Source organism: Corynebacterium sp. LaCa_282 (assembly GCF_057198125.1).
Genome location: NZ_CP191095.1, coordinates 1,359,625 through 1,386,285, shown reverse-complemented (window position 1 = coordinate 1,386,285; position 26,661 = coordinate 1,359,625). Strand labels below are relative to the sequence as shown.

The window sequence follows — 26,661 nt, the reverse complement described above, 5'->3', positions numbered from 1 at the left end:
CGGATTAGATAACGATTCGTTTACACCCCTGTCGGATGCCCATCCGGCAGGGGTAAATTACTGGGTATGACTTTGAAAAAGATTGCAACCGCGACGATGTCCGTCTCCGCAGCTGCGCTCATGGCTATGGGCGTAGCAAACGCTGAACAGCCCGCAGCAACTCCCAAACCAGCAGAAAACCCCGCACCGGTTGAGCCCGGTACCGAGGTAGCAGACTCCACCGCCAAGAGCGACTTGGTGGAATCCCTGCCGGCAGACGCTGACAAGCTGGTGCCGAATATCGAGGGCCAGACCATCACCGGTGAGCTGCACTCCGTCAAGGAAGACGGCAAGTTCACCGTGCAGTTCGACAAGGATCAGTCCTTGGTCCTCAACGATGGCTGCAATACCTACACCACCTCCTACGATGTGGATAAGGATGGCACCATCCACGTAGGTGACTTCGCCTCCACCTTGGCGGCGTGCGATGACCACACCCAGGCGCTTTCTGATTCCCTGCGTGACGTCCTCGAGTCCGAGCCTTCCTTCTATGCCCTGCCTGACGGCCAGGCCGCACTGGGCACTGAGGACAACGCCGTTGTCTTCAACGTTGTTGAGTAAATACTCACAAAACCATTCAGCACCATGATCCTCCTTAGCGGGGGACCATGGTGCTGTTGTGTATGTGGTGGGGTGGACTACTTGGCATCGGAAAGCGCGTAGGCGGCGCCGGCAGAGGCGGCCGTCACGGCGAGGACTGCTGGCCAGGAACCAATCTTCTTTGCCAATGGGTGGGAAGCGCCGAACGCGCCGACGTACAGGGCGGACAGGCCAGCGGTCGTGGCTGGGTTGGTCTTCTTTGCCCAGGAACGGCCGGCCCACAGGCCCGCAGCGCCGAGGATGACGCCGCCGAGTGGGCGAATGCCGGTCTCGCGGGCGGTGACCCAACCACCGATGAGGCCGAGGGTAACGGTGGTGGCGGTGGATACGTCTTGTGGTTTTTTGATATCAATCATGGACATGGTGGCCAGTCTAGGCCTGATTTGTGTGCCCCGCTAGAATTCCTGCCATGACTGTGGAGACTAATCTGCCACCTGAGCGCCAAGCATGGCGCGCCATGTTCGCGCTATCCCTCGGTTTCTTTGTATCCCTGTTGGATCAGTCGATGGTGGCCATCGCCCTGCCGGAGATTCAGGCGGATTTGGGCGCCACGGTCAATGAAATCTTGTGGGTCTCGGCCGCCTATTTGCTTGCCGTGGTGGTGCCGCTGCTCTTTACGGGGCGGCTTGGCGATGTCCTTGGCCAGCGCGCCCTATTTTGCATCGGCGTGGGGCTGTTTGGGATCGGCGCAGTAGCGTGCGCGCTGGCGCCGTCGATAGAAGTGCTCATCGTCGCGCGCATCGTGCAGGGCTTGGGAGCATCGCTGGAAATGCCACAGACGATGTCCGTTATTAACCGGGTCTTCGCCCGCGAGCGCCGTGGGCGTGCGCTGGGGGTGTGGGGGATTATCGGTTCGGTGGCATCCTTGGCCGGGCCGCTCCTCGGCGGATTCCTTGTGGCTTATTTTGGCTGGCAGGCGGCCTTTTGGGTGCACGTACCATTTGTCATTGCCGCCATCGTGCTGGCTCTGCTGTGGATACCGAAGCTGCCGACCACAGCCCAGGACATCGATAAGCCCTCGGCCATAGTCTCGCTCATTGCGTTAGGGTCCATCGTCTTCGGCATCCAACAAGGCCCAGAGCTGGACTGGGATTGGCGGGTATTGGTGGTGCTTGCCATCGGCATTGCCGCAAGCATTGCCTTCGTGCGCCTGCAGGCTAGCGCGCAGGATCGCGGTTCCACGCCGCTGTTTCCGGTGGAGCTCTTCCACAACCGCAACTATGCGGCCGGCTCCGTGGGCATTTTGACCATGGGCTTTATGGCGGCTTCGGTCATGTTGCCGGTGATGTTGTGGCTGCAATCGGTCAAGGGGCTATCTGCCGGTGAGGCCGGCATCATCGTGGCTCCCATGGCGCTGGTCTCAATGCTGATGTCGCCCATCGCAGGCATCCTCACGGACGCGGTGAATCCGCGCCTGATGGGGCTAGTGGGTTTTAGCCTGATGATCGCCTCGCTGTGTTTGGCCTGGTGGGTCATGCATGCCGATGCCAACCCGTGGTGGCTGGCCCCGCCCATCGCCGTCTTAGGAATTGGCCAGTCCTTTATCTGGGGCTCTAATGCGGCAACGACGCTGCGCGATATTTCACCTCATCACATGGGCGCGGCGTCGGGGGCGTATAACACCTCCCGCCAGGTGGGATCCGTGGTGGGCGTGGCCCTAGTTTCCGCCGTGATGCAAACGGGTAATCCGACCACGGCGATCATCAATTCGCTCCTTGTGATTGTCATCGCACTGGTAGTGGGACTTATCTCCTCACTGCGCTACGTGGACACGCTGCATGGATGAAAATCCTGCGCTAAATTGGGGGATATGCGTCTTGCTGTACTGACTTCCGGTGGCGATTGCCCCGGCTTGAATGCTGTAATCCGTGCGGTTGTGCGAACCGCATCCAACGAATTCGGCGATACCGTCGTGGGTTACGAAGACGGGTGGGTTGGCCTCTTAGAAGACCGCCGGCGCGATCTTTACGACGATGCCGGTATCGACCGGATTCTCTTGCGCGGCGGCACCATTTTGGGCACCGGTCGGCTGCACCCCGATAAATTTAAGGCCGGCCTGGAGCAGATCAAGACGAATATGCGCGAGGCCGAGGTCGATGCCCTCGTTGCCATCGGCGGCGAAGGCACGCTCAAGGGTGCTAAGTGGCTCAACGATAATGGCATCCCCGTTGTAGGCGTGCCGAAGACCATTGACAATGACGTCAACGCCACGGACTATACCTTCGGCTTCGATACCGCGGTATCGGTGGCAACGGATGCGATCGACCGCCTGCACACGACGGCGGAGTCCCACAACCGCATCCTCATCGTGGAGGTCATGGGCCGCCACGTGGGCTGGATTGCTTTGCACGCAGGTATGGCCGGCGGCGCACACTACACCGTGATTCCAGAAGAGCCCTTCGATATCGCGGAGATTACCAAGGCGATGGAACGCCGCTTCCAGATGGGCGAGAAGTACGGCATCATTTGCGTGGCCGAAGGTGCCCTGCCAAAGGAGGGCACCATGGAGTTTGAAGCCGGTGGCGTCGACCAGTTTGGCCACCAAACCTTCAATGGGATTGGCCAGGTCATTGGCGATGAAATCAATAAACGCACCGGCTATGACGTGCGTACCACCGTGTTGGGCCACATCCAGCGCGGCGGAACGCCCACCGCGTATGACCGCGTCCTGGCGACCCGCTACGGCGTGCACGCTGCCCGCGCGGCGCACAATGGGGACTCGGGAATGTGCGTTGCCCTGCACGGCGAAGATATCGACCTCGTGCCATTGGAAGAGGCCGTGGGTACGCTGAAGACGGTGCCCGATGCCCGCTATCGCAATGCGCAGGCCCTCTTCGGTTAAGGCCCGTTAAACCTCCGCCGTCTCGAATATTAAGATCGCCCTCTCACATGGTGGGAGGGTATTCTTTTGTCTATGAGTACCAATAGCGCTACAGAAAAACAGGAAGAACGGCAGGCGCTCATCGCGGCGCTGGGGTTTCCCATACTCGTTATCATCGGTGGCATTATTGGCTACATCGCCCCGAATACTGCGGCATCCTTTGCCCCGCAGGTAACCCCGCTGCTGGGCATCGTCATGTTCGGCATGGGGCTTACCCTCAAGCCTGTCGATTTTGCGCTCGTGGTGCGACGGCCGCTGCCGGTGGTGCTTGGCGTGGTGGCACAGTTCGTCATTATGCCGCTGATCGCGCTCGCCGTGGTGGCAGTCATGGACCTGCCAGAGGCGGTTGCGGCCGGAGTGATTTTGGTCGGCTGCGCCCCAGGCGGCACGAGCTCTAACGTGGTGTCCTACTTAGCGCGCGGCGATGTCGCGCTTTCGGTGACCATGACCTCCATCTCCACGCTCTTGGCGCCCATCCTCACCCCGCTTTTGACCTTGTGGTTGGCGGGCGAATACATGCCGGTCTCCGCGGCGTCGATGGCGTGGTCCATCGTCAAGGTGGTGCTCGTTCCGGTCATCGCGGGCATCGTCATCGGCATGCTGCTTCCACGGCTCGTGGCAAAGATTCAGGCGGCATTGCCGTGGATCTCCGTTACCGCGATTGCCTTGATCGTGTGCATTGTTGTTGGTGGCGCACATGACAATATAGCCACCGCCGGTGCGCTGGTCTTTGCCGCTGTGGTCATTCACAATGCGTGCGGCTATGGCTTGGGCTACCTCGCAGGCCTTTTTACCCGCCAGCCGGTTCCGGTCCGCCGCACCATGGCTGTGGAGGTAGGAATGCAGAATTCCGGGTTAGCCACCAGCCTTGCCTCTTCCTATATGAGCCCACTGGCCGCCTTGCCCGGCGCCGTCTTTTCTGTGTGGCACAACTTGTCCGGCGCGATCTTGGCTGCCCTGTGCCGCTTTAGCGATGCCCGCAAGGCCAAAGCCAGCTAAAAATGAATGGTGACAGCGGGGAAGTTCTGGTCTACGAACCAGGGCTCCTCCGTGATGGTGAGTGGGGCTTGGCCTTCCTCGAAGGCTAAGGTATCGCCGCCTTTGACGGTGGCGCCTTGCAGGATGTGGTCGGCGATATTTGCCAGCTTGTAATAGAGGTCCGTGGGATCCATCGAGCTGGTGCGCGCCTGAATTTCCGGGTGACCCGCTTGGACTAGGCCCATGGAGTAGCCGCGGAGCTCGCCACCCGATTGCGTAATCCACACCGGCGCGATGTGCATGGGGGCGAGGTTATTGCGCACGGCATCATTAAACATCGCGGGGGAGATGGAGACGTTGCCGCGTGGGTTGTGGATGATAAGGCAGTTGGGGTGCTGGGCTACCGCGGTCGTCGCCTGGGACAGCAGCTCTAGGTGCTCGCGGCGCGGCTCGCGGAATTGGTGAGAGAGGTCGTGTTCCTGATTATCCGGAAGGACCGAGACCAGCACCTGGGTTCCCGCGGTGTTGAGGTCGCCGGCATCGGCGCTCAAGATGGGGTGGAGGCCGTAACTATCTGGGGTGGGTGCGGAATCGATGGTCTGGTAGTGCAGGACAAACGCGCCATCGATAGGAACGACGAGGCTGCCCGGGTTCTTGCCGGGAGTAATCTCGCCGGCACGCCCCGAAAACGTGCCGGTAATGGCCTCTTTGATCTCTTCGGTAGAGGGGGCGGTGGAAAAGACGGCGATGTTGATGAGTGGGGCATCGACAAGCGAAGTGTCTACTGTATGTGGAGTCGTCATGACAGTCACCCTAGGGGCTAGCGCACGAGAGTGCACGGACGTATTAAGATGGCACGCATGACTGCTGCGATGTATGACCTGATGGACTTCGACGAGGTCCTCGACAAGTATGAACCGGTAATGGGCATGGAAGTCCACGTGGAGCTGGATACGGAAACCAAGATGTTTTCCACTTCTGCCACGAACTTCAGCGCAGCCCCTAACTCCAATACCGATCCGGTATCGCTGGGCCTTCCCGGGGCTCTTCCCGTGGTTAATTCCAAGGGCGTGGAGGGCGCAATCAAAATCGGCCTGGCGCTCAATTGCTCCATCGCGGAATCCTCGCGCTTTGCCCGCAAGAATTACTTCTACCCGGACCAGCCAAAGAACTACCAGATCTCCCAGTACGATGAGCCGATTGCTTATGACGGCTACCTCGACGTCGTGCTGGAAGACGGCACGGAATGGCGCGTGGAAATCGAGCGCGCCCACATGGAAGAAGACACCGGTAAGCTGACCCACCTGGGCGGCGCCGATGGCCGCATCCACGGCGCTACCGCATCCCTGGTGGACTGCAACCGCGCGGGCATCCCGCTCATTGAGATCGTTACCAAGCCCATCATCGGTGCCGGCGAGCGCGCCCCCGAGGTGGCGAAGGCCTATGTATCGGCGCTGCGCGAGCTCGTCGCGGCATTGGGCGTGTCCGATGCCCGCATGGACCAAGGTTCCATGCGCGTGGACTCCAACCTTTCCTTGCGCCCTATCGGCCAAGAAGAATTCGGTACCCGCACCGAGACGAAGAACATCAATTCCATGCGCTCGGTGGAACAGGCGGTGCGCTTTGAGATGCAGCGCCAGGCCCAGGTACTAGAAGATGGCGGCAGCATCGACCAAGAGACCCGTCACTACCAAGAAACCGATGGCTCTACCTCTAAAGGCCGCCCGAAGGAGACTGCGGAAGACTACCGCTACTTCAATGACCCGGATTTGCCGCCGGTCATCGCCCCGCGCGAGTGGGTAGAAGAGCTGCGCGCAACCCTTCCGGAGCTGCCGTGGGTCCGCCGCGCCCGCATCCAAAAGGAGTGGGGCATTAAGGACGAGGAGATGCGCGACCTAGTCAACGCGGGCGCACTGGACCTCATCGTGGAGACGGTCGAAGCCGGCGCGAAGCCGGACGAGGCTCGTTCCTGGTGGGTGTCTTATCTTGCAGGTAAGGCCAATGAGCAGGACAAGACCCTGGCCGAACTGGATATCACCCCAGCCCACATTGCCCGCGTCATCGCCTTGGTCAAGGAAGGCAAACTGACCACCAAGTTGGCGCGCCAAGCCGTCGATGGCGTGCTGGCGGGCGAGGGCGACGTTGACGAGGTCGTCGCCAAGCGCGGCCTCGAGGTCGTGCGCGATGACGGTGCCATTGAAAAGGCAGTAGATGATGCCCTTGACGCTAACCCAGACATCGTGGAGAAGTACCGCGCCGGCAATAAGAAGGTGACCGGCGCGATTGTCGGTGCCGTGATGAAGGCGACGCAGGGCAAGGCGGATCCGGGCCAGGTTAATAAGCTGATCGCGGAGAAGCTGAGCTAATACGCCACTGACCGAGCCAGTCTTCGTCCCTGCTTCCACAGGGGGTCGGAGGCTGGCTTTCGTGGTTTTAAATTGACCATAGTTTTCATTTGGGCAGGTCAGGGCGGTAAAGCGTAGACTATGTGACATGCCAATTAAATCTAAAGTTCTGCAAAAAACGAGCCCAGATGCACCCTTTCGCACCGTAGAAATCGAACGGCGCGATCCGCGCGAGGATGACGTCGTCATCGATATCAAGGCGGCCGGAATTTGCCACTCGGATATTCACACCATTCGCAATGAGTGGGGCGAGGCCCACTTCCCGCTGACGGTGGGTCACGAGATCGCCGGCGTGGTGGAAGCAGTGGGGGACAAGGTCACCAAGTTTAAGGCGGGCGACCGCGTGGGTGTGGGCTGCTTGGTCAATTCCTGCGGGGTCTGCGAGCAGTGCCGCAATGGGCAAGAGCAAAACTGCCTGAACGGCTCGGTGGGAACCTATAACTCTGAAGACGTTGATGGAACCATTACCCAGGGTGGCTATGCGCAAAAGGTCGTGGTCAATGAGAATTTCGTGTTGACGATTCCAGAAGGCCTCGACTTTGATGTCGCCGCCCCGCTCTTGTGCGCTGGTATTACCACCTACTCGCCCTTGGCCCGGTGGCAGGTCAAGGAGGGCGATAAGGTAGCCATCGTTGGCCTTGGCGGATTGGGCCACATGGGTGTGCAGATCGCCGCCGCCAAGGGGGCTGAGGTCACCGTCATTTCCCGGTCCCTGCGCAAGGAACAAGAAGCCTATGAGCTCGGCGCGAAGCGGGTGCTGGCAACGGGTGAGGACCCCGATTTCTTTGCCAACCACAAGGGCGAGTTCGATCTGATTTTGTCTACCATTTCCGCCTCCTATTCCCTCAATGACTACCTGCAGCTGTTGAAGCCGCGGGGAATCATGTCCGTGGTCGGCCTGCCCCCAGAGGAACTGGGAATCACGATGGGCAACCTCGTCGGTGGCGGCAAGGTATTGACCGGAAACAATATTGGCGGCATTGCCGAAACCCAAGAGATGCTGGACTTCTGTGCAGAACACGGCATCGGCGCGGTCATCGAAAAGGTGGGCGTTGATGACGTTGACGTAGCCTATGAGCGGGTTGTTGCCGGTGACGTAAAGTTCCGCTTCGTCATCGATACGGAAACTTTCGCGGATTAAGTATGTAAGCTACTTCATCGCCAAAAGATGATGTATTGTATTTCACGCACGTGCAAGTAGGATTTCGTTATTGGCTTACGTACCATGTGCACAGGAGCACACTCCTGCGCCGCGCCTCCCTGCACGCGTCGGGGGATAAGGAGGGGGCCTGGAACGCGCGCACTGGTGTGTGAAAATTATCCGCTACAAAAGTTAGGCAACTGTGTCTTATAAAAATATTCTCGCCATGGCCATGTCCTTCGTGGGCCTGCTGGTAGGCGCAGGCTTTGCTACGGGCCAGGAGGTCGTGCAATATTTCACCGCCTTCGGCTCTTGGGGTATTGCCGGCATTATCGTCGCAGCGGCCATTATGACGCTGGCGGGCACCGTGTTCTTGCAATTGGGCAGCTATTTCCACGCCACTGAGCACAACACGGTCTTCCGCAAAGTCACCCACCCCATCGTGTCCAAGCTATTGGACGTGGCCGTTATCATCACGCTCTTTGCCATCGGCTTCGTGATGCTGGCCGGTGCAGGTTCCAATATGGAGCAGCAATTTGGCTGGCCGGCTTGGATCGGCTCGACGCTGATGCTGGGGCTCGTGATTGCCGTCGGCATGATGGACGTCGATAAGGTGTCCAAGGTCATCGGTATGCTTACCCCGTCCATCATCATCGCCGTCATCGGCGTGGCCATTTACACCATGTTCCATATGCCGGACGATATTGGCGCAGCGATGGAAGCCTCCAGCCAGATCGATACCCCGATTGGCAACTGGCTGGTCTCCGCGCTGAACTACAACGGTCTAGCTTTGATGCTGGCGGTATCCATGTCGCTGGTCATCGGCGGCGATAATATTAGCCCGCGCGAGGCCGGCTGGGGCGGCATCTTCGGTGGCATCGTCTACTCCGTCATGATGGGCCTGGCAGGTTTTGCGCTGTTGATGAACGCCGAGGAGATCGAGGGCTCCGATATCCCGATGCTCTCCTTGGTCGATAGCGTCAACCCAGTCTTGGGCGGGATCATGGCCATCGTTATTTACCTGATGATTTTCAATACCGCCATCGGTATGTTTTACGCATTGGGTAAGCGCCTCTCCGCCGGCAACGAGTCCAAGTTCCGCGTTATCTTCATCGCTGGCTGTTTCGCGGGCTTTGGCGTTTCCTTCTTCGGCTTCAAGACCTTGATGCAGTACGTCTACCCGGTCATCGGTTACATGGGCATCGCGATGGTGGCCGTCTTGGTCTTTGCATGGTTCCGCAGCCAGTCCAAGATTCAGGACGAGGCGCTGCGCCGCGAGCGCGTGCGTTCGCTGATGCACCTGAAGCTGAATCCGAACAAGGAATACGACGCAGATCGCTACGACGACGAGATTGGTCAGCACCTTGAGGATTCCAATATGGATAGCGAGGCGCTCTATGAAGAGCTCGTGACCGAGGTGACGGAAAAGCTCGACGGTGATGACGATGTGGACTTTGATAAGGAAGAATTTGAGAAGCAAAACCAGGACGATCACACCTACTACATCGAGCGCGATGGCGTAGAGCACGACCGCTCGCCGGAAGAGATTGAAAAGTGGATCGAGGAAACCGGTGCTATCGGTGATCCGGAGGAAGACGATGAGTCTTCCGAAGCGGAAAGCTCCCAGAAGTAGTCTCGCCTTCAGGCAATAAATTTCCCTCCCCAGGATTTCCTGAGGAGGGATTTTCTATGCCTTGTGCTTGCCGATGCCCCTATTAACTCTTAGGGCTGGAGCTGGGCCAGGGGATTACAGCAGGAGGAGTTTGAGGGTCAGGCCAATCATGATGACACCGATGCCAACGTTGATCCAGCGCCATACCTCGGGGCGGGAGAGGACGTGGGAGAAGCGAGCAGCGCCAAAGCCAATGACGGGGAACCACGTAAAGCTGGCGGCGATGGCACCGCCGGCGAACAGCCACCGGCCGGGGTCGCCATACTGGTTGGCGATGCCGCCGAGCATGACCAGCACATCGACATAGGCACCAGGGTTGAGCCAGGTTAACGCCAGCGCGGTAAGGAGTGGTTTGACCCAGGAGGGCGAGCGCTTGATCTCTTGGCGCTGGGTGGCAGTAGCTGTGGCGACAGAACCGTGCTCGGTGCCGGCCCCACTCGTGCTGTCGCCGTCGCCGTCGAAGGTTGCTACTTCCTCGGTCGAATTCGGGGAAGTGGATTCCACGTCGATGGCCTCGCCCTTGGTTTTGAAGGCATCGCGGAAGCAGGTGAAGGTGAAAAAGGCGAGGTATGCCGCGCCGATGTACTTGAGCGCCTCAAGCGCATTGGGAAAGCGCTCGACTAGGTAGCCGACACCGGCGGTGCCGGAGGTAATGAGGATGACATCGGAAAGCGCGCACACCACGATGATGAGCCCGATGTGATCGCGGCGGATGCCGTATTTCAACAGCATCGCATTTTGGGGGCCGACGGCCACGATGAGGGATAAACCAAGCACAAAACCAGCAAGCACGATGGACATGCCTCTAGTGTGAATCCAAGCGGTAAATAAGTCCAGTTAATCTATCTTCATATGGTTTAGAATAGCTTCATGAACCCGGTACATTTGGAAACCTTGCTGGCCATCGTGGAAGAAGGAAGCTTTGAGGTCGCCGCCTCGGTCCTGGGGATTTCCCCGTCTGCGGTAAGCCAGCGCATTAAGGCGTTGGAGGCGAGCACCGGCCGCGTGCTGGTGCGGCGGGCGAATCCGGTGGGGGCGACGGAAGCCGGCGAGATCTTGGTGCAGGCGGCCCGGCGCATGGCGTTGGTGCAGGCAGAAACCGATGCCCGGTTGGGCCAGCGCCTAGCGCGCGTGCCCCTGTCGGTGGCCATCAACTCCGACTCGCTCGCCACCTGGTTTACGCAGGTATTAAGCGATACCGCGCAGCGGGGAGACGTTGCCCTGCGCATCCGCATTGAGGATGAGGCCCGCACGCTCGCGATGCTGCGGCGCGGCGATGTCTTGGGTGCGGTAACAAGGGAGCATTCGCCGGTATCCGGGTGCGATTCCACGTTCTTGGGGACCATGCGCTATTTCGCCGTTGCCGCCCCACACATCGCGGAAGGCTTTCATTCAGGGCGGTTTACCTGGGAGACGATGCCGCTGGTGGGCTATGGCCCCAATGACCAAGTGCTCGATGATGCCATGCGCGAGCGCTTTATTGACTCCCACGTCGTGCGCGCACGGGTCTCGCAAATTCCCTCTTCGGAAGGCTACCTGGAGGCCGTGCGCGTGGGCCTGGGGTGGGGGCTTTTGCCGCAGGCCCAGGCCCAGCCACTGGTGGAATCGAAAGAGCTGCTGCTTCTCGATGACCACCAGCTCGACATCGACCTCTACTGGCAGCGCTGGCGCCTAGAATCCGAGGTCTTAAGCGATCTGACGAGGTCCGTAATTAACGCGGCTGCGGGGCTGGGAAGAGCTTAAGCTGAAAGTCTTCCGGATTCTTTACTTCCTCGCCGGAGGGAATGGGGCCCGGGAGTCGCACGCCAGGGGCAAAGGGCTGCCCGCCAAAGCGATCGCGGTCGTGCGGCTCTGCTAGCCAGGACATATCCGGTCCCACCGGAACGATGCGGGTGGGGTTGATTTCGGTGTGCGTGGCAAAGTAGTGCTGTTTGATTTCGGTGAAATCGGTGGTATCGCCAAAACCTGGTAGCTGGAATAGTTCTTGCAGGTAGCCGCGCAGGTTGGGCAGTTCCTGGATCTTGTGGCGCGAGCACTTGAAGTGTGAGTAATACACCGGATCGAAGCGCACGAGGGTGGCAAACAGGCGGATATCGGTTTCGGTAATGTGATCGCCAACCATATAGCGCTGGGTGCCCAGGCGCTCCTCGGCCCAATCGAGTGCCTCCCACAGTTGGTCATAAGCCTCTTCGTAGGCTTCTTGCGAGCCGGCGAAACCGCAGCGGTAGACGCCATTATTGATGCCGTGGAAGATGTACTCGTTGAGCTCGTCCATCTCCTCGCGGTGCTGTTCAGGGAAGAGATCGGGAGCACCTTCTGCCTGGAAGTCCGTCCACTGCTCAATAAAATCACGCACCATAGAGGGGTAATCATTGGTGACCACCCGGCCGGTGGATTCTTCTACCAAGGCTGGCACGGTAATTCCGCGGGGATAGTCCGGAAAGCGCTCAAAGTAGGCTTCCTGCAGGCGCTTGTAGCCCAAAACCGGGTCCACTTCGCCCTCATCTAGATCGAATGTCCAGGACCGCGCATCGTGCACGGGCCCGGCGAGGGCTAGGGAAATGGAATCTTCTAAACCTAATAAGCGGCGGGCGATGACCGCGCGGTGCGCCCACGGGCACACGCGGGCGGCGACTAAGCGGTAGCGGCCAGCCTCCATCGGCCAATAAAAAGTGCCATCGTCTTGTGAGGTTACCTCGGATACCGCAGGTGAAATGCGGTCTTCGATATAGGTGGTATCGCGAATAAACTCGCCGTCTGGTGAAGCATTGCGGGCATCTCCTGCCCAATCGGAGTCGTGTGAAGTCATCGATTCACTCCCAATTTTGGTGGATTAATAAGGCGGGGAAGTTTCCCGCTGGCAATTAATGTTTATATGTCAACTACATGACAATGTTGATGTTACAACAAGTTGCAAGTCAGGGGAAGGGAGGTGCGGGGAACAATTGCGGCGCGCCGTTAACGGTACCGCAAAACTGCAGGCAAGTGTCTTAAATTGGTCATATGAGCGATAAGCAGCAACCGGATAAAGCTAATCCCTTAGACGAGGATCTCAACGTCCCTGCCTACGATTCTGTGCAACGGGATAACCCCGATGTCTTTGCGCGCGCAGGGCGCGCCGAACCGCAAGAAATTCGGCCGCGCAAGAAAGAGGCAGCGGAAACGGAAGTTATGCCCAATCCTGATGCCAATGGGGCTGCACAGCAGGGGAGCCAACAATCCACGGGTGAGGATACCGCGGTATTGGATCCCGCAGCACCGGCGCAGACCGAAGGCTTCGCGGATGAAGATGCTGCCCTGACCCCAGAGGAGCAGGCGGAACAAGAGCGTCAGCTGCAGCAGGAACAGGAGGATAAGGAAGGCTATAAGCGCTATGGGCGCCGCGGCACCATCGACTTCGGCCTCTTCTTCGTCCGCTTGGCTATGAGTGCTTACCTTATTATTGCCGGAATATCCACCTTCTTCTCGCTGGGCAATGACACAGGTGTCTCCGGGCTGGAAAGCGATTACTCCCAGTATGCTTGGGCTGATTCGTTTGCCCTTGCTGTACCAACCGTTCAGCTCATCGCGGGCGCGTTCCTCCTTTTGGGCCTGATTAGCCCGCTGGCGGCAATGCTTGGCTTGGTCGTTACAGGTTTCACCGCATTGCACGAGCTGGCGGAATCGGGTGCCGGTCTCCAGGTCTTTGACTGGCCGGACTCGGTATGGCTGTCCCTGGTACTTTTCGTTATCGCGATTGGCCTGCAATTTACCGGTCCCGGTTTCATTTCCTTGGACTTTGGCCGCTCTTGGGCACGGCGCCCGCTGGGTACGTCGTGGGTCTTTGTGGTGGTTGGCATCGCCATCTTGGTTGCCGTGTGGTTCTTTGGTGCGGCAGTAAACCCCATTGCTTAGCCTGTTATTCGCTACCGCTTGAGTGGATCCCCGCCGCAGTCAATGCGGTGGGGATTTTCTTTCCACCCTTGCTTTTCACTTTGGAAAGTGAAAGAATTGCCATAAAGGAAAGTATGGAATCCTGGATTTTGGAGATGGTGGTAGAAGATGGAAGATGAGCTAAAGAAGTCGCTCGAGTTTAATGACAGCCTGCAGGATAAAGGCGCTGAGCGTAAGCGGCTGGTGCAAAATATCCTTATAGTGATCGCTTTGGCAGCGTTCTACGTGGGAATGACTGTATTCGCGGAGGTCATGCACCCCGTCGCGTTTCTCATTTTCTACTTTGTCCTTATAGGATTCATTGTGTGGGCGCTGCTTCATTACCAAAATAAGGTGCGGACCAGCTATCGCCAGGATCCGTATACCCAGCCCAAGGCCGATAAGAAATACTATGCGGGGATGGCAATAATCCTTATCCCGATGTTTATTACGAACATGCTGCGTGAGCACACGTGGGCCCTGGTAATCTTCGTGGTCTTGTGGGCAGCGGCAATGGTGTGGGTGCTGCAATCTCGTGCCTTGGACCTTGCAGCGCGGCAAGGAGAGGGCCGTAGTGCTCAGTGATATTGACCCCGTTATCTATCCGCTCAATCGCTTCAAAATCTGCGCAGTTTTGAACGCGCGGGGTGCGGTTGAAGGGACGGTGCGCCGCGAAATGCGCTTCGCGGCGCTGCGGGAAGAGGTAGGGCAATCGGCCGCCACCTTATCCAAACAATTAACCGCCTTGGAAAAGGAAGGCTATGTCAGCCGATTCCGTGAGTACGGATCTTCCCGCGATAAGGACACCGTGTGGGTGATGCTCACTGCTACCGGCAAGTCCGCATTCGATGCCCACCTCGCCGCGCTTAAGTCGCTAGCGGAGCAGGAGTAGCGTTGCTTGTGGCGTGAGGACACTGGGCCGCACAGAACGCGGTCGCGTACAGCGCGACGGTAAGCACGGTAAGCCAGACAAAGTCATCCACCCAGAACTTTTGGACGTGGTTCATGGCATGGACATTGACTTGATCGCCCCACCACCACTTCGGTGGAACGGTCAATAGTAGGCCTGACCAGGCGATGAGGACGGCCACGAGGCTGCGGGCAGCCCATCCGGTAGAAAGCCAGCTCCACGCGCGGTAGATGAACACCGGAATAACGAGCGTGAGCCAGACCCAGTGATGGGACCAAGATACAGGGGAGATGAGCAGGACGGTGAGGGCGGTGACCAATTGGGCATCGACAAGCAACTGCTCCGCGCATAAGCGCTTGATGAGCCATGCCGCAACGATGATGACAATAAGGGACGCCGCGATCCACGCGAGGCCTATCGTCAGGCCATTCGCCTCCATGGATTCGGTGGATGGATAGATGCGCTGAATGGCGCCCTTGATGGAGCTATTGGACTGATAGTCGGTTCCCACGCCGAAGTCACGGCCGGAGCCCATGTCGAGCAGTGTGGAGCTGAAGAACTCCACGAACGCCTCCCAGCGGAAGGCCGCGGCAAGAAGAGTGGCCGCTACGGCGGAGAGCAACGCGGTGGCAATCTGCTTCCATTCCCTGCGCACAAGGAAGTACAGCAGCATCGCCAGAGGCGTGATCTTGATGGCGGCCGCCACGCCGATGAGGATTCCCTGCGGCAGGAATTGCTTGCGCGGAACGAGGTCGAGGATAACAAGCGCCATGACCACTATATTGATTTGGGCATAGTTGTTATTGAGGTCAACCGGCTCAAAGTGTAAGACAATGGCCCAGGTAATGGCGGTTACGGGTAAGAGGAATTCTGGCTTCTTGAGCACCGCCCTGAAAACGAAGTAAAGGCACACGAGCACAAGGAGATCCGAAAGGATAACCATGATATTGCCGGCCAGGGTGTGGTCGATGGCGTCGAAGGCCGTCAGCGGTACCATCGCCAAGGCGCCAAAGGGCGGATAAATGAAGGGCAGCTGAATATCGCCGGCGGGCATCGGCGCGCTATAGACGGAGCGGTGCTCGAGGAAGGCCTTGACGCCCTCGCGGTAGACCACCATATCGATGGGGAAGTCTGTGATGCAGGTGTCTTCAACGACCTTCCAGGCGCCGAAAAGGAACCCCAGCAGGGCCACGGTATATCGGAATAACGGGGTACGAGCGAATTTCATCGCGATACAAACTACGCGATTTTTAACTACAGAGCTCGCACCCCCACCGAGGTCACAGCGATTTAGCAGCCAATTGTGCTAGTTCACAAAGCCGTCTACCACGCGCACCGCGCCGCGGTCCGCGGAGGTCGCCATTGCGGCGTAGGCGCGCAGCGCCTTGGTAATGGGACGGTTGCGGTCCACCGGGGTCCACGGCTTTTCGCGTTGTTCTTGCGCGGCGCGGCGGCGCTCCAGAACATCATCGTCTACGTCGAGCGTGAGCTCGCGCTCATGGATATTGATGGAAATGGTATCGCCATTTTCGATGAGTCCGATAAGGCCCTGGTGGGCGGCCTCCGGGGAGATGTGGCCGATGGAGAGCCCGGAGGTGCCGCCGGAAAAGCGGCCGTCGGTAATCAAGGCGCACGCCTTGCCTAAACCTGCGCCCTTGAGGAAGGACGTCGGGTGGAGCATCTCCTGCATGCCGGGGCCGCCGGATGGGCCCTCGTAGCGAATGACGACGACATCGCCGGGCTGGACCTCTTTATTCAAGATGATGGACACGGCCTGCTCCTGGGACTCCACCACGCGGGCTGGGCCCGAGAAGGTCCACAGTTCTTCCTCCACGCCGGCCGCCTTGACGATGGCCCCGTCCGGCGCTAGGTTGCCGCGCAAGACCACCAGTCCGCCGTCGGATGAAAAGGCGTGGTCGGCATCGTGAATGCAGCCATTGACCGCGTCAGTATCCAGTTCATCCCACCGGTTGGACTGGGAGAACGGCTCCGTCGTGCGCACGCCACCGGGGGCGGCGTAGTACAGCTCGCGGGCCTGATCGGTTACGCGGGGATTGCGGATATCCCAATCATCGAGCCACTGCTCCGCATTGTCATAGAGGGCGGTGTGCACCTTGAGGTTGAGGTGGCCCGCGCGGCGCAGCTCGCCCAAGATGGCCGGAATGCCGCCGGCGCGGTGCACATCCTCAATGTGGTAGGTGCCGTTGGGCGCGACCTTGGACAGGCAAGGCACGCGGTAGGAGATGTCATTAATATCATCCAGCGTGAAGTCCACTTCGCCCTCTTGCGCTGCGGCGAGGGTGTGCAGGATGGTGTTGGTGGATCCGCCCATGGCCATATCGAGGGCCATAGCATTGGTAAAGGCTTCCTTCGTGGCGATATTGCGGGGGAGGACGGACTCGTCTTCTTCGCCGTAGTAGCGGCGGCACATATCCACGATGGTGGAGCCGGCCTTTTCAAAGAGCTCACGGCGCGCGCTGTGGGTAGCCAGGGTGGTGCCATTGCCCGGAAGCGCCAAGCCGAGAGCCTCGGTCAAGCAGTTCATGGAGTTGGCGGTAAACATGCCGGAGCAGGAACCGCAGGTGGGGCAGGCGGATTCTTCGACCTGGGCCAAACCGGCATCGCTAACGCTGTCGTTCGCGGATGCGGTGATTGCGGTAATCAGGTCGGTCGGTGCATGGGCAACGCCATCGACCACGACGGCCTTGCCGGCCTCCATCGGCCCGCCCGAAACGAAGATCGTGGGGATATTCAAGCGCATCGCGGCATTGAGCATGCCCGGGGTGATCTTATCGCAGTTGGAGATGCAGACGAGGGCATCGGCAGTATGCGCATTGGCCATGTACTCGATGGAATCGGAGATGATCTCGCGCGAGGGCAATGAGTACAGCATGCCGCTATGTCCCATGGCAATGCCGTCATCGACAGCAATGGTGTTGAACTCCTTGGGCACGCCACCGGCTTCGCGGACGGCATCGGCGACGATATCGCCGACGTTTTTCAGGTGCACGTGGCCGGGGACGAACTGCGTATAAGAATTTGCGATGGCGACAATCGGCTTGCCAAAGTCATTTTCCTTGGTGCCGGTAGCGCGCCACAAGGCACGCGCACCGGAGGCTTGACGTCCGACGGTAGTTACTTTAGAGCGCAGCGGGAACATGGTTTAAGTCACCATTCCTTATAGATTAATCAGATGGGGAGGAGGAGAAAGTAAATTTAATTATCTGCCGAATCTTTAAGCTCGGGGTGTTTTTCTAGGTATGCAGCATATTCCTCTTTGCTTAAGAGGATCTGCTGCCCGTCGCGGTGCACGATGACGACCTTGTCATCGGCTGCCTCGCGGCCCTGGGTGAGGGCATCGGGAATGCGTCCGCGGGATGCTTGTGCCAAGCGGGGCAGTGAGTTGAAGGTTACGCCAGGTAGGTTATGCTTCGCACCATTTTTAGTCTGTGCGAAGGCCCGGGCGCGCTGGAACCCAATCCCGGCGAAGTCATCCCACGCAATGGAGACGTTCTTGCGGAATGCATAGGAAATGGAGATGCCCTTCTCAGAGACCCTCGTGCGGGCCTTGAGGACCCACCATAGGCCGATGACGGGGATAATGAGCAGCCATCCCAGGTATTTGGGCGCCCAGCCGATGCTCAACAAGGCGATCGTGGACAGAATTAAAATGCCCAAGATGTGGTCGCGGGAAGGGGTGAAGACCTCTGCCTGGGAGGTGGACTGACGAGGTTGTTTGTCCTGTGCTGGTGGGGTCATAATCAGCCAGCCTAATTGACCATGCGGTGGGGAAGCGAACCATTTTTCCGCCGCGTTTCAACATGTGGGAAAGTTTTCCCAAAAGGGGGTAACCGCTTCCAGATATAATTCTATCAGTATATAGTTGGAAATATGATCATTATTCGACTTCAGGTGGTGCGAGCGCGGCGGTGACCGCGGCGTTTCCTGAACGTCGACGCTTTCGCCCCCGCAGACCACCGGCCCGCGGGGGCTTTAGTTGTAACTAGGGCGTTTTCCGATGATCAGTTTCCATGACAGACCAACCCAAGGAGCACATACACCGTGGTAACGACATCCTCGCCCACGCCTAGTTCCGCGGCCGCTGCGACTACCGCTGCGCCCACGGAGCGAATGAGTGGGGCTCATGCAATTGTCCGCACGCTGGAAGATCTGGGCACCGATCTCGTATTCGGTATTCCAGGCGGTGCCGTGCTTCCGCTCTACGATGCACTGCATGGTTCAACCAAGCTGCGCCATGTGCTAACCCGCCATGAACAAGGCGCCGGCCACGCCGCCGAGGGTTATGCGCAGGCCTCCGGAAAGGTGGGCGTGTGCATCGCTACCTCCGGTCCTGGTGCGACCAACCTGGTTACCGCGCTTGCCGATGCCAACCTGGACTCCGTTCCCATCGTCGCCATCACCGGCCAGGTGGGCAGCAACCTTTTGGGCACCGATGCCTTCCAAGAGGCCGATATCCGCGGTGTCACCATGCCGATTACCAAGCACAACTACATCGTGACGGATCCCGCAGAGATCCCTTCCGCTATTTCGGCCGCCTTCCACTTGGCTTCTACCGGCCGCCCCGGTCCGGTGCTCGTGGATATCCCGAAGGACGTGCAAAACGGCTTTTTAGATTACCATTTCCCGGAAACGCTTGACCTGCAAGGCTACAAGCCGGTTACCAAGCCGCACCACCGGCAGGTGGCCCAGGCCGTGGATTTGATGGCGCATGCGGAAAAGCCCGTGCTCTACGTCGGCGGCGGAGTCATGAAAGCCAACGCCTCCCAGGAGCTGCTGGAGTTTGCAGAGCTGACGAATATCCCCGTGGTTACCACCTTGATGGCCCTGGGCTCCTTTCCAGATTCCCACCCGCTGCATCTGGGAATGCCTGGCATGCACGGCACCGTCCCAGCCGTCGCGGCCATGCAGCGCGCGGACCTCATCATCGCCATTGGTGCCCGCTTCGATGACCGCGTGACCGGTGATACCTCCACTTTCGCGCCCAATGCGAAGGTTATCCACGCCGATATCGATCCGGCAGAAATTGGCAAGATCCGGGAAGTTGCGGTCCCCATCGTCGGCGATGCGCAAAAGTGCTTGACCGCGTTGAGCAAGGAGTACCGCAAGAAGGACGTGCAGCCTGCCGCCGATGTGAAACAGTGGCACGATTACCTGCGCGGTATGCAGGAGCGTTTCCCGCGCGGTTACGAGCCCACTGATGACGGCCTGCTGAACCCGCAATTCGTCTTGGAAAAGCTCAGCGAAACCGTAGGACCGGAAGCTATCTACTGTGCCGGCGTGGGCCAGCACCAGATGTGGTCCGCGCAGTTCTTGGACTTTGAGCACCCGCGTTCCTGGATCAACTCCGGTGGCGCCGGAACCATGGGCTACGCCGTTCCCGCTGCCTTGGGTGCAAAGGCGGCGCGCCCAGATAAAGAAGTCTGGGCCATCGACGGCGATGGCTGCTTCCAAATGACCAATCAGGAACTTACCACCGCAGCCTTGGAGGGCTTCCCGTTTAAGGTCGCCGTCATTAATAACGGCAACCTCGGCATGGTCCGGCAGTGGCAGACGCTGTTTTATGACCAGCACTATTCGCACACCAAGCTGCGCGAAGAAAACGCCTTCACCCCGGACTTCGTCCGCTTGGCCGAGGCTCTTGGCTGCGAAGCTATCCGGGTCACGTGCGAAGAGGATGTCGTTCCGGCCATTAAGCGCGCACAGGAAATTAACGATAAGCCAGTTGTCATTGACTTCATCGTCGGCCAAGATGCGCAGGTTTGGCCGATGATCGGCGGCGGTGCCTCCAATGAGGAAATCCAGTACGCCCGCGGCCTGCGCCCGCTTTTTGATGAAGCTGAATCCGCCGCGGAGACCCCGGCTGAGATCGACGAAACCATCCAGGAGGCATAAACCATGACGCACAACGAGGTAACTCGCCATACCTTATCGGTATTAGTCGAGGATGTAGAAAGCATCATCGCCCGCGTGGTGGGAATGTTCAGCCGCCGTGGCTACAGCCTGGTGTCCTTGGTCTCCGCACACACGGAAACCCCAGGGATTAACCGCCTGACCATCGTCGTGGATGCCTCTGAGGTCATTATTGAGCAGGTCACCAAGCAGCTCAATAAGCTCATTCCGGTCATCAAGGTCGTGGAACTCAAGGAAGATTCCACCGTCGCCCGCGCCATCATGTTGGTAAAGGTGGCGGCTGATAATTCTAACCGCGCGCAGGTGGTGGATGCGGTAAATATCTTCCGCGCCCGCGTGGTGGACGTGGCAAAGGAATCGGTCGTCGTGGAGGCTACCGGTACGCCGGGCAAGCTCGCGGCGCTGCTTGAGGTCCTCGAGCCCTTCGGCATTCGCGAACTCGTGCAATCGGGCCACGTAGCCTTGGGGCGCGGCCCGAAGGCTACGGCTCCCAAAAAGTAAATAAAATCTCACGATGTGAACACAATGTCTCGCGCAGTGGTATATACTCTGCGTCAGGACGCTTCATTACAGCTTTTCCTACCAAAGAATTGAGGATTTGAAATGGCAATTGATACCTACTACGACGACGATGCTGACCTGTCGATCATCCAGGGCCGCAAGGTAGCGGTTATCGGTTACGGCTCCCAGGGCCACGCCCACTCCCAGAACCTGCGCGATTCCGGCGTCGAGGTTGTTATCGGCCTGCGCGAGGGCTCCAAGTCCGCAGCCAAGGCAGAAGAGGCCGGGTTCGAGGTCAAGTCCGTCGCGGAGGCATCCAAGTGGGCCGACGTCGTGATGCTCTTGGCACCGGATACCTCCCAGAAGGAGATCTTCGAAGAGCACATCGCCCCAAACCTGGAGGACGGCAATGCATTGCTGTTCGGACACGGCCTGAATATCCACTTCAAGCTGATTGAGCCGGCTGCGTCCGTCACCGTCGGTATGGTTGCCCCCAAGGGCCCAGGCCACCTGGTCCGCCGCCAATTCGTTGACGGCAAGGGTGTTCCTTGCCTGATTGCCACTGAGCAGGATCCGAAGAACGAGGGCCATGACCTGACCATGTCCTATGCCGCAGCAATCGGCGGCGCCCGCGCCGGCGTTATCCCCACCACCTTCGAGGCAGAGACGGTCACCGACCTCTTTGGTGAGCAGGCCGTCCTGTGCGGTGGTGTCGAGTTCCTCATCCGCAATGGCTTCGAGGTCCTCACCGAGGCCGGCTACGAGCCAGAGATGGCTTATTTCGAGGTCCTGCACGAGATGAAGCTCATCGTGGACCTCATGTTCGAGGGTGGCATTGCCAACATGAACTACTCGGTCTCTGATACCGCTGAGTTCGGTGGCTACATTTCCGGTCCACGCATCATCAACGCCGATACCAAGCAGCGCATGAAGGATGTCCTGTCCGATATTCAGGACGGCACCTTCACCAAGCGCCTGCTCGCCAACGTTGAGGGCGGCAACAAGGAACTGGAAGACCTGCGCGATGAATTTGCGCAGCATGAGATCGAAAAGACCGGCACCAAGCTGCGCGATCTCATGAGCTGGGTCAAGAATCCTTTGGACGCTACTGCCTAGTCAATAGCTGAATCCAGTGCGGCCCGCGGGAAACTCCCCGTGGGCCGCTTTTCTTACTTGTACCTTGGATTCCAGCGCTACGCCCGTGAGGTACCGCGAAGGTGTTGCGGGTAGTATTGGCCCTATGGGTTTTACGACGCCAAGCTATGATCTCAAGGACCTTTTTTCGCGGATTGACCGGGGCGATATCCAGCTTCCGGATTTCCAGCGCAGCTACGCCTGGGATGAAGACCGCATCCGCTCACTTATCGTTACGGTCCTGCGTGGATACCCCATCGGCGCGCTGATGGCCCTGGATACCCGCAATGAAAAGATGCGTTTCCGCCCCAGGGTGCTGGCGGGTGCGCCCGAGGTTGGCGTCGAGCCCGGGTTGCTGCTCTTGGACGGCCAACAGCGCCTTACCTCCCTGTACCACTGCTTTAATGGCGAGGGTTTTGTCAAGACCACTGACTTCCGGAAAAAGAAGGTCCACCGCCGCTTTTTCATCGACGTCCGCGCCGCGGTAAGCGGGGACTTGCTTGCCGATGACGCCATTTTCGCCGTCGACCAAAACGGCGAGATCTGCTCGCACTTCGGCCCCGACGTTGATGGAGCTATTACCTGCCGCCAGGATGGGCTGGACAATATGTGCATCCCCGTGGCCTCGCTACTCAGCGAGGAAGGCACCAGCATGCTTTTCGAGCTCGCCGCCACCCACGAGCAATACAGTGCCGAGCTTGCCGCGTTCAATAACCGCATCGTGCGCCCCTTGGCGGGCTATGACATCCCGATGATCCGGCTGTCCCGCGAAACGGAGCGCTCCGGAATCGGTTCCATCTTTGCCCAGGCAAATTCCGCAGGCTTACAGATGGATGTCTTCGATCTCTTAACCGCCGTCTTTGCCTCCGAAGATCCGACCTTCCACCTTGCCAACGATTGGCAGCAGGTGGAAAAGGATCTGCGGGATTCTCCTGCGCTCGATGGCATCGGACGCAATGAATTCCTCTCCGCAGTATCCCTCTTGGTCACAGGGGAGAAGGGCAATGCCGGCGGCCAGCGCGAAGACATTTTGAAGCTTTCCCTGTCCGAGTACAAGGCGGCCGCGCACGACCTGCGCATTACCTTCCACGAGGTCGCCGAATTCTTGGCGCAGCGCCGCATTTTAAGCCTGGATCAGGTTCCTTATACCGAACAGATCGTGCCGCTGGCGGTCATCATTGCGCGCCTGGCCAAGCGGCCTGGGGCCCTTTCCAGCCAGCAGGCATGGGATCGCATTGACCAGTGGTTCTGGTGCGGCGTTTTTGGTGAGCTCTACGGTTCTTCCGCGGTGCCGCTGCGCGCCGCCCGCGATGTGGATGAGGTGACCGAGTGGGTAGCCGGGGCCACCGATGATGTTCCCAAGACGGTCGCGGATGCAGGATTCCGGGAATCCCGCCTGCTCTCGGTCGATGAAAACGATGGGGTATGGCACGGAATCTATGCCCTGCTTATGGCCCGCGGCGCGAAGGATTGGCGGACGGGCAGCGAATTTACTCGTCACACCTTTGAAGAGTTGAAGCCCGGGTTTTTCCCGGTATTCCCGCTGAATTGGTGCCACCGCCACGGGGTGGATTCGGTCTTGGCCCATTCGGTCATGAACTACACCCCGATGGGCAAGCGCACAGAGGTCGTCCTCGATGGGTTCGCTCCGAACCGCTACCTGCCTCGCGTGCAGTCCAAGTCCATCATGGAAGACGAGGAATTTGATGCCGTCCTGGCATCGCACGACCTCGATGTCGCTAACCTAAGGGAGTCAAAGATTCAGGAATTCTTGGCTGATCGTCGCCATCGCTTCGTGGATCTAGTGGAAGAAACCTTAGGTATTCCCGTCATTCGAGATGTCGATGAAGCAAACCTGGCCGGCGGTGAAGAGGGGCCACATGCGTTTGGCCGCTAAGAGGTATCGGGCGGCTGCAGTGGTTATCGCAGCCTCCCTCGTACTTGTTGGCTGCGGTGATGCCTTGCAGGAGCCCAAGCTTGTTAAGCGTGGTCTGTCGGATCTCTCCGAGTCTGATGTCGAACTCGAGCGCGCCAAGTCAGAGAATCAAAACCGCCTTATCGATCCCAAGTTCGCCGGCAAGCTGGACATCATCGACGATCCGAGTGGCATCGAGGCCGCGCGGACTTTCTTCGATGATTCAGATTCCATGGTGCTCTTTGCGCCTGATGATAAATCCGTGTTGCGCGCGGCAACGTTGGCGATTAACCAGCACTTGCCGGCCGTGGAATATGATCGCTCGCGCCGCGGTGACATCCTCAACTTGGTCGGAGACTTGGAGGTAAAACGACTCGTTATCGTGGGTGATATCCCGTGGACGCAATCCAGCGGTGATTTCACTGTCATCAAGGATCCGGGAACGCATGAAGCGCTGGGGGATTTTACGGCCTTCCAGTACGAGTCCAAGGTGGTTGCCTCGCCGAACCAGGTGGTCAAGGACATCGCGCGGCTGGATAAAACACCCTACGTTGAGTTGCGTCCTGCCTGGATTCCTTATGAGGGCGAACCTGACGATGATGGCAAAAAGCTGCCGGCCGTCCCGGCACAGTCGCGGCGCGATGGCCAGATGGCGCCCAATATCGTGGCCACGGCGGATAGTCCGGTAGCCAATGTCATTACTGCCGCGGCCTATGGTGGCTCGGTTTTGGTGATGCCGACGGCGGATCCGCTGGAAGATAAGCGGAGTATGGCCATGGTGGCAGGGCTCGATGAGGGCTCGCTTATCGCTTTGGGCCCGGAATTCGGTCACGTGAAAGAATTTAAGGAAAAAATACGGCAGGGCACCCCAAACTGAACTACACTTCCTTCACACGCGGTTATTGTCGCGTAATGCACAACGAAGTGAAACGAAGGATGATATGTCGAAGCCGGTAGTTCTTATCGCCGATAAATTGGCCCAATCCACAGTGACGGCTTTGGGGGATTCCGTCGAGGTGCGTTGGGTAGATGGCCCGAACCGCGAGGAATTGCTTGCCGCGGTTCCAGAGGCGGATGCGCTGCTCGTGCGCTCGGCCACCACGGTCGACGCTGAGGTTTTAGAAGCAGCACCCAAACTAAAGATTGTGGGCCGCGCGGGAGTGGGACTAGATAACGTGGATATTGACACCGCCACCAATAAGGGCGTCATGGTGGTCAACGCTCCCACCTCCAATATCCACTCTGCGTGCGAGCAGGCGATTGCCCTGCTTTTGGCCACTGCCCGCCAGATTCCTGCGGCGGATCAGTCCCTGCGCGAGGGCGAGTGGAAGCGCTCTTCCTTCAAGGGCGTCGAGGTCTACGGCAAGACTATTGGCATCGTCGGCTTCGGCCACATCGGTCAGCTTTTTGCCCAGCGGTTAAGCGCCTTTGAAACGAAGATTATTGCCCACGATCCTTATGCCAATCCGGCGCGTGCGGCAGCGCTTGGCGTGGAATTGGTCGAGCTGGAAGAGCTGATGGCGCAGGCAGATTTTGTCACCATTCACCTGCCCAAGACACCAGAGACCGCCGGAATGTTCAACGCGGAGCTTCTGGCCAAGGCAAAGGAAGGCCAGATTCTTATCAACGCCGCCCGCGGCGGCCTCGTAGACGAGCAGGCCTTGGCGGATTCCATTACCTCCGGCCACCACCGCGGTGCGGGCTTTGACGTCTACTCCACGGAGCCGTGCACGGATTCCCCGCTCTTTAAGCTGCCGCAGGTCACGGTCTCGCCGCACTTGGGCGCGTCCACCGTGGAGGCACAGGACCGCGCGGGTACCGATGTCGCCGCATCTGTGCTCAAGGCTCTGGCCGGCGAGTTCGTTCCCGATGCGGTCAACGTCTCCGGCGGCACGGTGGGAGAAGAGGTTGCCGGCTGGCTCGACCTCGCCCGCAAGCTGGGCCTTACGGCCGGACGCCTGTTGGACCAGGCTCCCGTCGCCGTGGAGATCGAGGCTTGCGGCGAGCTGTCCACTGAGGACGTGGACGTACTGGGCCTTTCCGTCGTACGCGGCCTGTTTAGCGGCGTGACCTCAGAGCCGGTTACCTTCGTCAACGCGATGAAGATTGCCGAAAGCCGCGGGGTCGAGGTTTCGGTATCCACCAACCCAGAATCCAAGGGCCACCGTTCTTCCTTGCAGGTCAAGGTCATTAGCGCAGAGGGCGTGACGTCTTCGCTTACCGGTGCTCTCATTGGCATCGACGGGACCGAAAAGTTTGTGCGCATCAATGGCCGCGGCGTGGACATGCGGGCTGAGGGCCGCAACCTCTTCTTCCGCTATGCCGATGCCCCAGGCGCGCTGGGTACCGTGGGTACCAAGCTGGGTGCAGCAGGTATCAACATCATCGCCGCGGCCTTGACGCAGGGCAAGCAGGAATCCGATGCCGTGCTCATCTTGCGCGTGGAGTCCGAGGTGCCAGATTCTCTCATCGAGGAGATCAACTCGGCCCTTGGCGCTACGTGCCAGCAATTCGACATGGATGAATAACCTCAGCGCAGGTTAGGAGAGTGGCCTAACCGCGTACGTGTGCCCGCCCATCGCGCAGATTTCTGCTGCGATGGGCGGGTTTCCTTTGGTAGGCTAATGTCTAATCCACTATGT

At 59.0% G+C, this 26,661-nt stretch carries 24 protein-coding genes; 17 read left to right on the top strand and 7 right to left on the bottom strand.

What is annotated here, in order from left to right:
- Window positions 1-66 precede the first annotated feature (66 nt).
- Window positions 67-600, top strand: coding sequence for an META domain-containing protein (locus ACP8KU_RS06475; RefSeq protein WP_284610384.1), 534 nt, complete (start codon window positions 67-69; stop codon window positions 598-600).
- Between the two features lie 77 nt (window positions 601-677).
- Here the strand turns inward: ACP8KU_RS06475 and ACP8KU_RS06470 are convergent, their stop codons facing one another.
- Entirely contained in the window at window positions 678-1,001 is a 324-nt protein-coding gene (locus ACP8KU_RS06470; protein ID WP_005282483.1) for a membrane protein, read from the bottom strand.
- A gap of 47 nt (window positions 1,002-1,048) precedes the next feature.
- On the opposite strand from ACP8KU_RS06470, the gene ACP8KU_RS06465 reads away from it, so the two are divergent.
- The 3 genes from ACP8KU_RS06465 (at window position 1,049) to ACP8KU_RS06455 (ending at window position 4,519) form a co-directional block, all read left to right on the top strand.
- Window positions 1,049-2,425: a DHA2 family efflux MFS transporter permease subunit gene (locus tag ACP8KU_RS06465; protein ID WP_484483479.1), complete on the top strand. Its 1,377-nt coding sequence runs from the start codon at window positions 1,049-1,051 to the stop codon at window positions 2,423-2,425.
- A gap of 24 nt (window positions 2,426-2,449) precedes the next feature.
- Entirely contained in the window at window positions 2,450-3,481 is a 1,032-nt protein-coding gene (locus ACP8KU_RS06460) for an ATP-dependent 6-phosphofructokinase (RefSeq protein ID WP_005280236.1), read from the top strand.
- 72 nt (window positions 3,482-3,553) lie between these two features.
- On the top strand, window positions 3,554-4,519 hold the full coding sequence (locus ACP8KU_RS06455) for a bile acid:sodium symporter family protein (RefSeq protein ID WP_284631831.1): 966 nt from the start codon (window positions 3,554-3,556) through the stop codon (window positions 4,517-4,519).
- Here the strand turns inward: ACP8KU_RS06455 and ACP8KU_RS06450 are convergent.
- Entirely contained in the window at window positions 4,516-5,301 is a 786-nt protein-coding gene (locus ACP8KU_RS06450) for a DUF4261 domain-containing protein (RefSeq protein ID WP_023028695.1), read from the bottom strand. The two genes, ACP8KU_RS06455 and ACP8KU_RS06450, sit on opposite strands and share 4 nt — an antisense overlap.
- A 57-nt stretch (window positions 5,302-5,358) precedes the next feature.
- Here ACP8KU_RS06450 and gatB point away from each other — a divergent pair, with 57 nt between their 5' ends.
- The 3 genes from gatB to ACP8KU_RS06435 all read left to right on the top strand — a co-directional run bounded on the left by gatB (window position 5,359) and on the right by ACP8KU_RS06435 (window position 9,677).
- Window positions 5,359-6,864 carry an Asp-tRNA(Asn)/Glu-tRNA(Gln) amidotransferase subunit GatB gene (gene gatB, locus ACP8KU_RS06445; RefSeq protein WP_484483478.1) on the top strand — a complete coding sequence of 502 codons (1,506 nt, stop codon included), beginning with the start codon at window positions 5,359-5,361 and terminating at the stop codon, window positions 6,862-6,864.
- A 127-nt stretch (window positions 6,865-6,991) separates the two neighbouring features.
- The gene (locus ACP8KU_RS06440) at window positions 6,992-8,044 is read left to right on the top strand and encodes an NAD(P)-dependent alcohol dehydrogenase (RefSeq protein ID WP_484483477.1); all 1,053 of its coding nucleotides are present in this window, start codon (window positions 6,992-6,994) and stop codon (window positions 8,042-8,044) included.
- 202 nt (window positions 8,045-8,246) lie between these two features.
- Complete coding sequence (locus tag ACP8KU_RS06435; RefSeq protein ID WP_023017814.1) at window positions 8,247-9,677, top strand: YkvI family membrane protein; 1,431 nt, start codon at window positions 8,247-8,249, stop codon at window positions 9,675-9,677.
- 114 nt (window positions 9,678-9,791) lie between these two features.
- Here ACP8KU_RS06435 and ACP8KU_RS06430 read toward each other — a convergent pair whose 3' ends face one another.
- Window positions 9,792-10,517, bottom strand: a complete 726-nt coding sequence (locus ACP8KU_RS06430) for a LysE/ArgO family amino acid transporter (protein ID WP_484483476.1) — start codon at window positions 10,515-10,517, stop codon at window positions 9,792-9,794.
- Between the two features lie 69 nt (window positions 10,518-10,586).
- Between ACP8KU_RS06430 and ACP8KU_RS06425 the strand changes: the two genes are divergently transcribed.
- Window positions 10,587-11,459, top strand: coding sequence for an ArgP/LysG family DNA-binding transcriptional regulator (locus tag ACP8KU_RS06425; protein WP_005280244.1), 873 nt, complete (start codon window positions 10,587-10,589; stop codon window positions 11,457-11,459).
- On the opposite strand, the gene ACP8KU_RS06420 is transcribed toward ACP8KU_RS06425, so the two are convergent.
- Window positions 11,428-12,525: a glutathione S-transferase family protein gene (locus ACP8KU_RS06420; RefSeq protein WP_484483475.1), complete on the bottom strand. Its 1,098-nt coding sequence runs from the start codon at window positions 12,523-12,525 to the stop codon at window positions 11,428-11,430. The genes ACP8KU_RS06425 and ACP8KU_RS06420 overlap by 32 nt on opposite strands.
- 194 nt (window positions 12,526-12,719) lie before the next feature.
- Here ACP8KU_RS06420 and ACP8KU_RS06415 point away from each other — a divergent pair, with 194 nt between their 5' ends.
- The 3 genes from ACP8KU_RS06415 to ACP8KU_RS06405 all read left to right on the top strand — a co-directional run bounded on the left by ACP8KU_RS06415 (window position 12,720) and on the right by ACP8KU_RS06405 (window position 14,520).
- Complete coding sequence (locus tag ACP8KU_RS06415) at window positions 12,720-13,610, top strand: DoxX family protein (protein ID WP_484483474.1); 891 nt, start codon at window positions 12,720-12,722, stop codon at window positions 13,608-13,610.
- Between the two features lie 147 nt (window positions 13,611-13,757).
- Window positions 13,758-14,213, top strand: coding sequence for a hypothetical protein (locus ACP8KU_RS06410; protein WP_023026393.1), 456 nt, complete (start codon window positions 13,758-13,760; stop codon window positions 14,211-14,213).
- Entirely contained in the window at window positions 14,203-14,520 is a 318-nt protein-coding gene (locus tag ACP8KU_RS06405) for a transcriptional regulator (RefSeq protein WP_023026394.1), read from the top strand. Before ACP8KU_RS06410 ends, ACP8KU_RS06405 begins: the two co-directional genes overlap by 11 nt.
- Here the strand turns inward: ACP8KU_RS06405 and ACP8KU_RS06400 are convergent.
- The 3 genes from ACP8KU_RS06400 to ACP8KU_RS06390 form a co-directional block, all read right to left on the bottom strand.
- A complete protein-coding gene (locus tag ACP8KU_RS06400) occupies window positions 14,495-15,766 on the bottom strand; it encodes a glycosyltransferase 87 family protein (protein WP_484483473.1) in 1,272 nt (423 codons plus the stop codon). The two genes, ACP8KU_RS06405 and ACP8KU_RS06400, sit on opposite strands and share 26 nt — an antisense overlap.
- Before the next feature lie 78 nt (window positions 15,767-15,844).
- Window positions 15,845-17,698 carry a dihydroxy-acid dehydratase gene (gene ilvD, locus ACP8KU_RS06395; protein ID WP_237792018.1) on the bottom strand — a complete coding sequence of 618 codons (1,854 nt, stop codon included), beginning with the start codon at window positions 17,696-17,698 and terminating at the stop codon, window positions 15,845-15,847.
- 56 nt (window positions 17,699-17,754) lie between these two features.
- On the bottom strand, window positions 17,755-18,297 hold the full coding sequence (locus tag ACP8KU_RS06390) for a PH domain-containing protein (RefSeq protein WP_005280251.1): 543 nt from the start codon (window positions 18,295-18,297) through the stop codon (window positions 17,755-17,757).
- Between the two features lie 303 nt (window positions 18,298-18,600).
- Here ACP8KU_RS06390 and ACP8KU_RS06385 point away from each other — a divergent pair, with 303 nt between their 5' ends.
- The 6 genes from ACP8KU_RS06385 (at window position 18,601) to serA (ending at window position 26,547) form a co-directional block, all read left to right on the top strand.
- Window positions 18,601-20,451 carry an acetolactate synthase large subunit gene (locus tag ACP8KU_RS06385; protein ID WP_484483472.1) on the top strand — a complete coding sequence of 617 codons (1,851 nt, stop codon included), beginning with the start codon at window positions 18,601-18,603 and terminating at the stop codon, window positions 20,449-20,451.
- Between the two features lie 3 nt (window positions 20,452-20,454).
- Window positions 20,455-20,970, top strand: a complete 516-nt coding sequence (gene ilvN, locus ACP8KU_RS06380; RefSeq protein ID WP_005282517.1) for an acetolactate synthase small subunit — start codon at window positions 20,455-20,457, stop codon at window positions 20,968-20,970.
- Window positions 20,971-21,072: 102 nt separating this feature from the next.
- Window positions 21,073-22,086 (top strand): ketol-acid reductoisomerase, encoded by a 1,014-nt coding sequence (gene ilvC / locus ACP8KU_RS06375; protein ID WP_237801085.1) that lies wholly within the window; start codon window positions 21,073-21,075, stop codon window positions 22,084-22,086.
- A gap of 124 nt (window positions 22,087-22,210) precedes the next feature.
- Complete coding sequence (locus ACP8KU_RS06370) at window positions 22,211-24,001, top strand: GmrSD restriction endonuclease domain-containing protein (protein ID WP_237801086.1); 1,791 nt, start codon at window positions 22,211-22,213, stop codon at window positions 23,999-24,001.
- Window positions 23,985-24,896 (top strand): hypothetical protein, encoded by a 912-nt coding sequence (locus tag ACP8KU_RS06365; RefSeq protein ID WP_237801087.1) that lies wholly within the window; start codon window positions 23,985-23,987, stop codon window positions 24,894-24,896. Before ACP8KU_RS06370 ends, ACP8KU_RS06365 begins: the two co-directional genes overlap by 17 nt.
- 64 nt (window positions 24,897-24,960) lie before the next feature.
- Complete coding sequence (gene serA / locus ACP8KU_RS06360) at window positions 24,961-26,547, top strand: phosphoglycerate dehydrogenase (RefSeq protein WP_005280258.1); 1,587 nt, start codon at window positions 24,961-24,963, stop codon at window positions 26,545-26,547.
- Window positions 26,548-26,661 lie beyond the last annotated feature (114 nt).

Excerpts from the sequence above, each read along its gene's own strand:
- ACP8KU_RS06475 (WP_284610384.1), top strand. The coding sequence starts at position 67 with ATGACTTTGAAAAAGATTGCAACCGCGACGATGTCCGTCTCCGCAGCT.
- ACP8KU_RS06470 (WP_005282483.1), bottom strand. The coding sequence starts at position 1,001 with ATGTCCATGATTGATATCAAAAAACCACAAGACGTATCCACCGCCACC.
- ACP8KU_RS06465 (WP_484483479.1), top strand. The coding sequence starts at position 1,049 with ATGACTGTGGAGACTAATCTGCCACCTGAGCGCCAAGCATGGCGCGCC.
- ACP8KU_RS06460 (WP_005280236.1), top strand. The coding sequence starts at position 2,450 with ATGCGTCTTGCTGTACTGACTTCCGGTGGCGATTGCCCCGGCTTGAAT.
- ACP8KU_RS06455 (WP_284631831.1), top strand. The coding sequence starts at position 3,554 with ATGAGTACCAATAGCGCTACAGAAAAACAGGAAGAACGGCAGGCGCTC.
- ACP8KU_RS06450 (WP_023028695.1), bottom strand. The coding sequence starts at position 5,301 with ATGACGACTCCACATACAGTAGACACTTCGCTTGTCGATGCCCCACTC.
- gatB (WP_484483478.1), top strand. The coding sequence starts at position 5,359 with ATGACTGCTGCGATGTATGACCTGATGGACTTCGACGAGGTCCTCGAC.
- ACP8KU_RS06440 (WP_484483477.1), top strand. The coding sequence starts at position 6,992 with ATGCCAATTAAATCTAAAGTTCTGCAAAAAACGAGCCCAGATGCACCC.
- ACP8KU_RS06430 (WP_484483476.1), bottom strand. The coding sequence starts at position 10,517 with ATGTCCATCGTGCTTGCTGGTTTTGTGCTTGGTTTATCCCTCATCGTG.
- ACP8KU_RS06425 (WP_005280244.1), top strand. The coding sequence starts at position 10,587 with ATGAACCCGGTACATTTGGAAACCTTGCTGGCCATCGTGGAAGAAGGA.
- ACP8KU_RS06420 (WP_484483475.1), bottom strand. The coding sequence starts at position 12,525 with ATGACTTCACACGACTCCGATTGGGCAGGAGATGCCCGCAATGCTTCA.
- ACP8KU_RS06415 (WP_484483474.1), top strand. The coding sequence starts at position 12,720 with ATGAGCGATAAGCAGCAACCGGATAAAGCTAATCCCTTAGACGAGGAT.
- ACP8KU_RS06410 (WP_023026393.1), top strand. The coding sequence starts at position 13,758 with ATGGAAGATGAGCTAAAGAAGTCGCTCGAGTTTAATGACAGCCTGCAG.
- ACP8KU_RS06400 (WP_484483473.1), bottom strand. The coding sequence starts at position 15,766 with ATGAAATTCGCTCGTACCCCGTTATTCCGATATACCGTGGCCCTGCTG.
- ilvD (WP_237792018.1), bottom strand. The coding sequence starts at position 17,698 with ATGTTCCCGCTGCGCTCTAAAGTAACTACCGTCGGACGTCAAGCCTCC.
- ACP8KU_RS06390 (WP_005280251.1), bottom strand. The coding sequence starts at position 18,297 with ATGACCCCACCAGCACAGGACAAACAACCTCGTCAGTCCACCTCCCAG.
- ilvN (WP_005282517.1), top strand. The coding sequence starts at position 20,455 with ATGACGCACAACGAGGTAACTCGCCATACCTTATCGGTATTAGTCGAG.
- ilvC (WP_237801085.1), top strand. The coding sequence starts at position 21,073 with ATGGCAATTGATACCTACTACGACGACGATGCTGACCTGTCGATCATC.
- ACP8KU_RS06370 (WP_237801086.1), top strand. The coding sequence starts at position 22,211 with ATGGGTTTTACGACGCCAAGCTATGATCTCAAGGACCTTTTTTCGCGG.
- ACP8KU_RS06365 (WP_237801087.1), top strand. The coding sequence starts at position 23,985 with ATGCGTTTGGCCGCTAAGAGGTATCGGGCGGCTGCAGTGGTTATCGCA.
- serA (WP_005280258.1), top strand. The coding sequence starts at position 24,961 with ATGTCGAAGCCGGTAGTTCTTATCGCCGATAAATTGGCCCAATCCACA.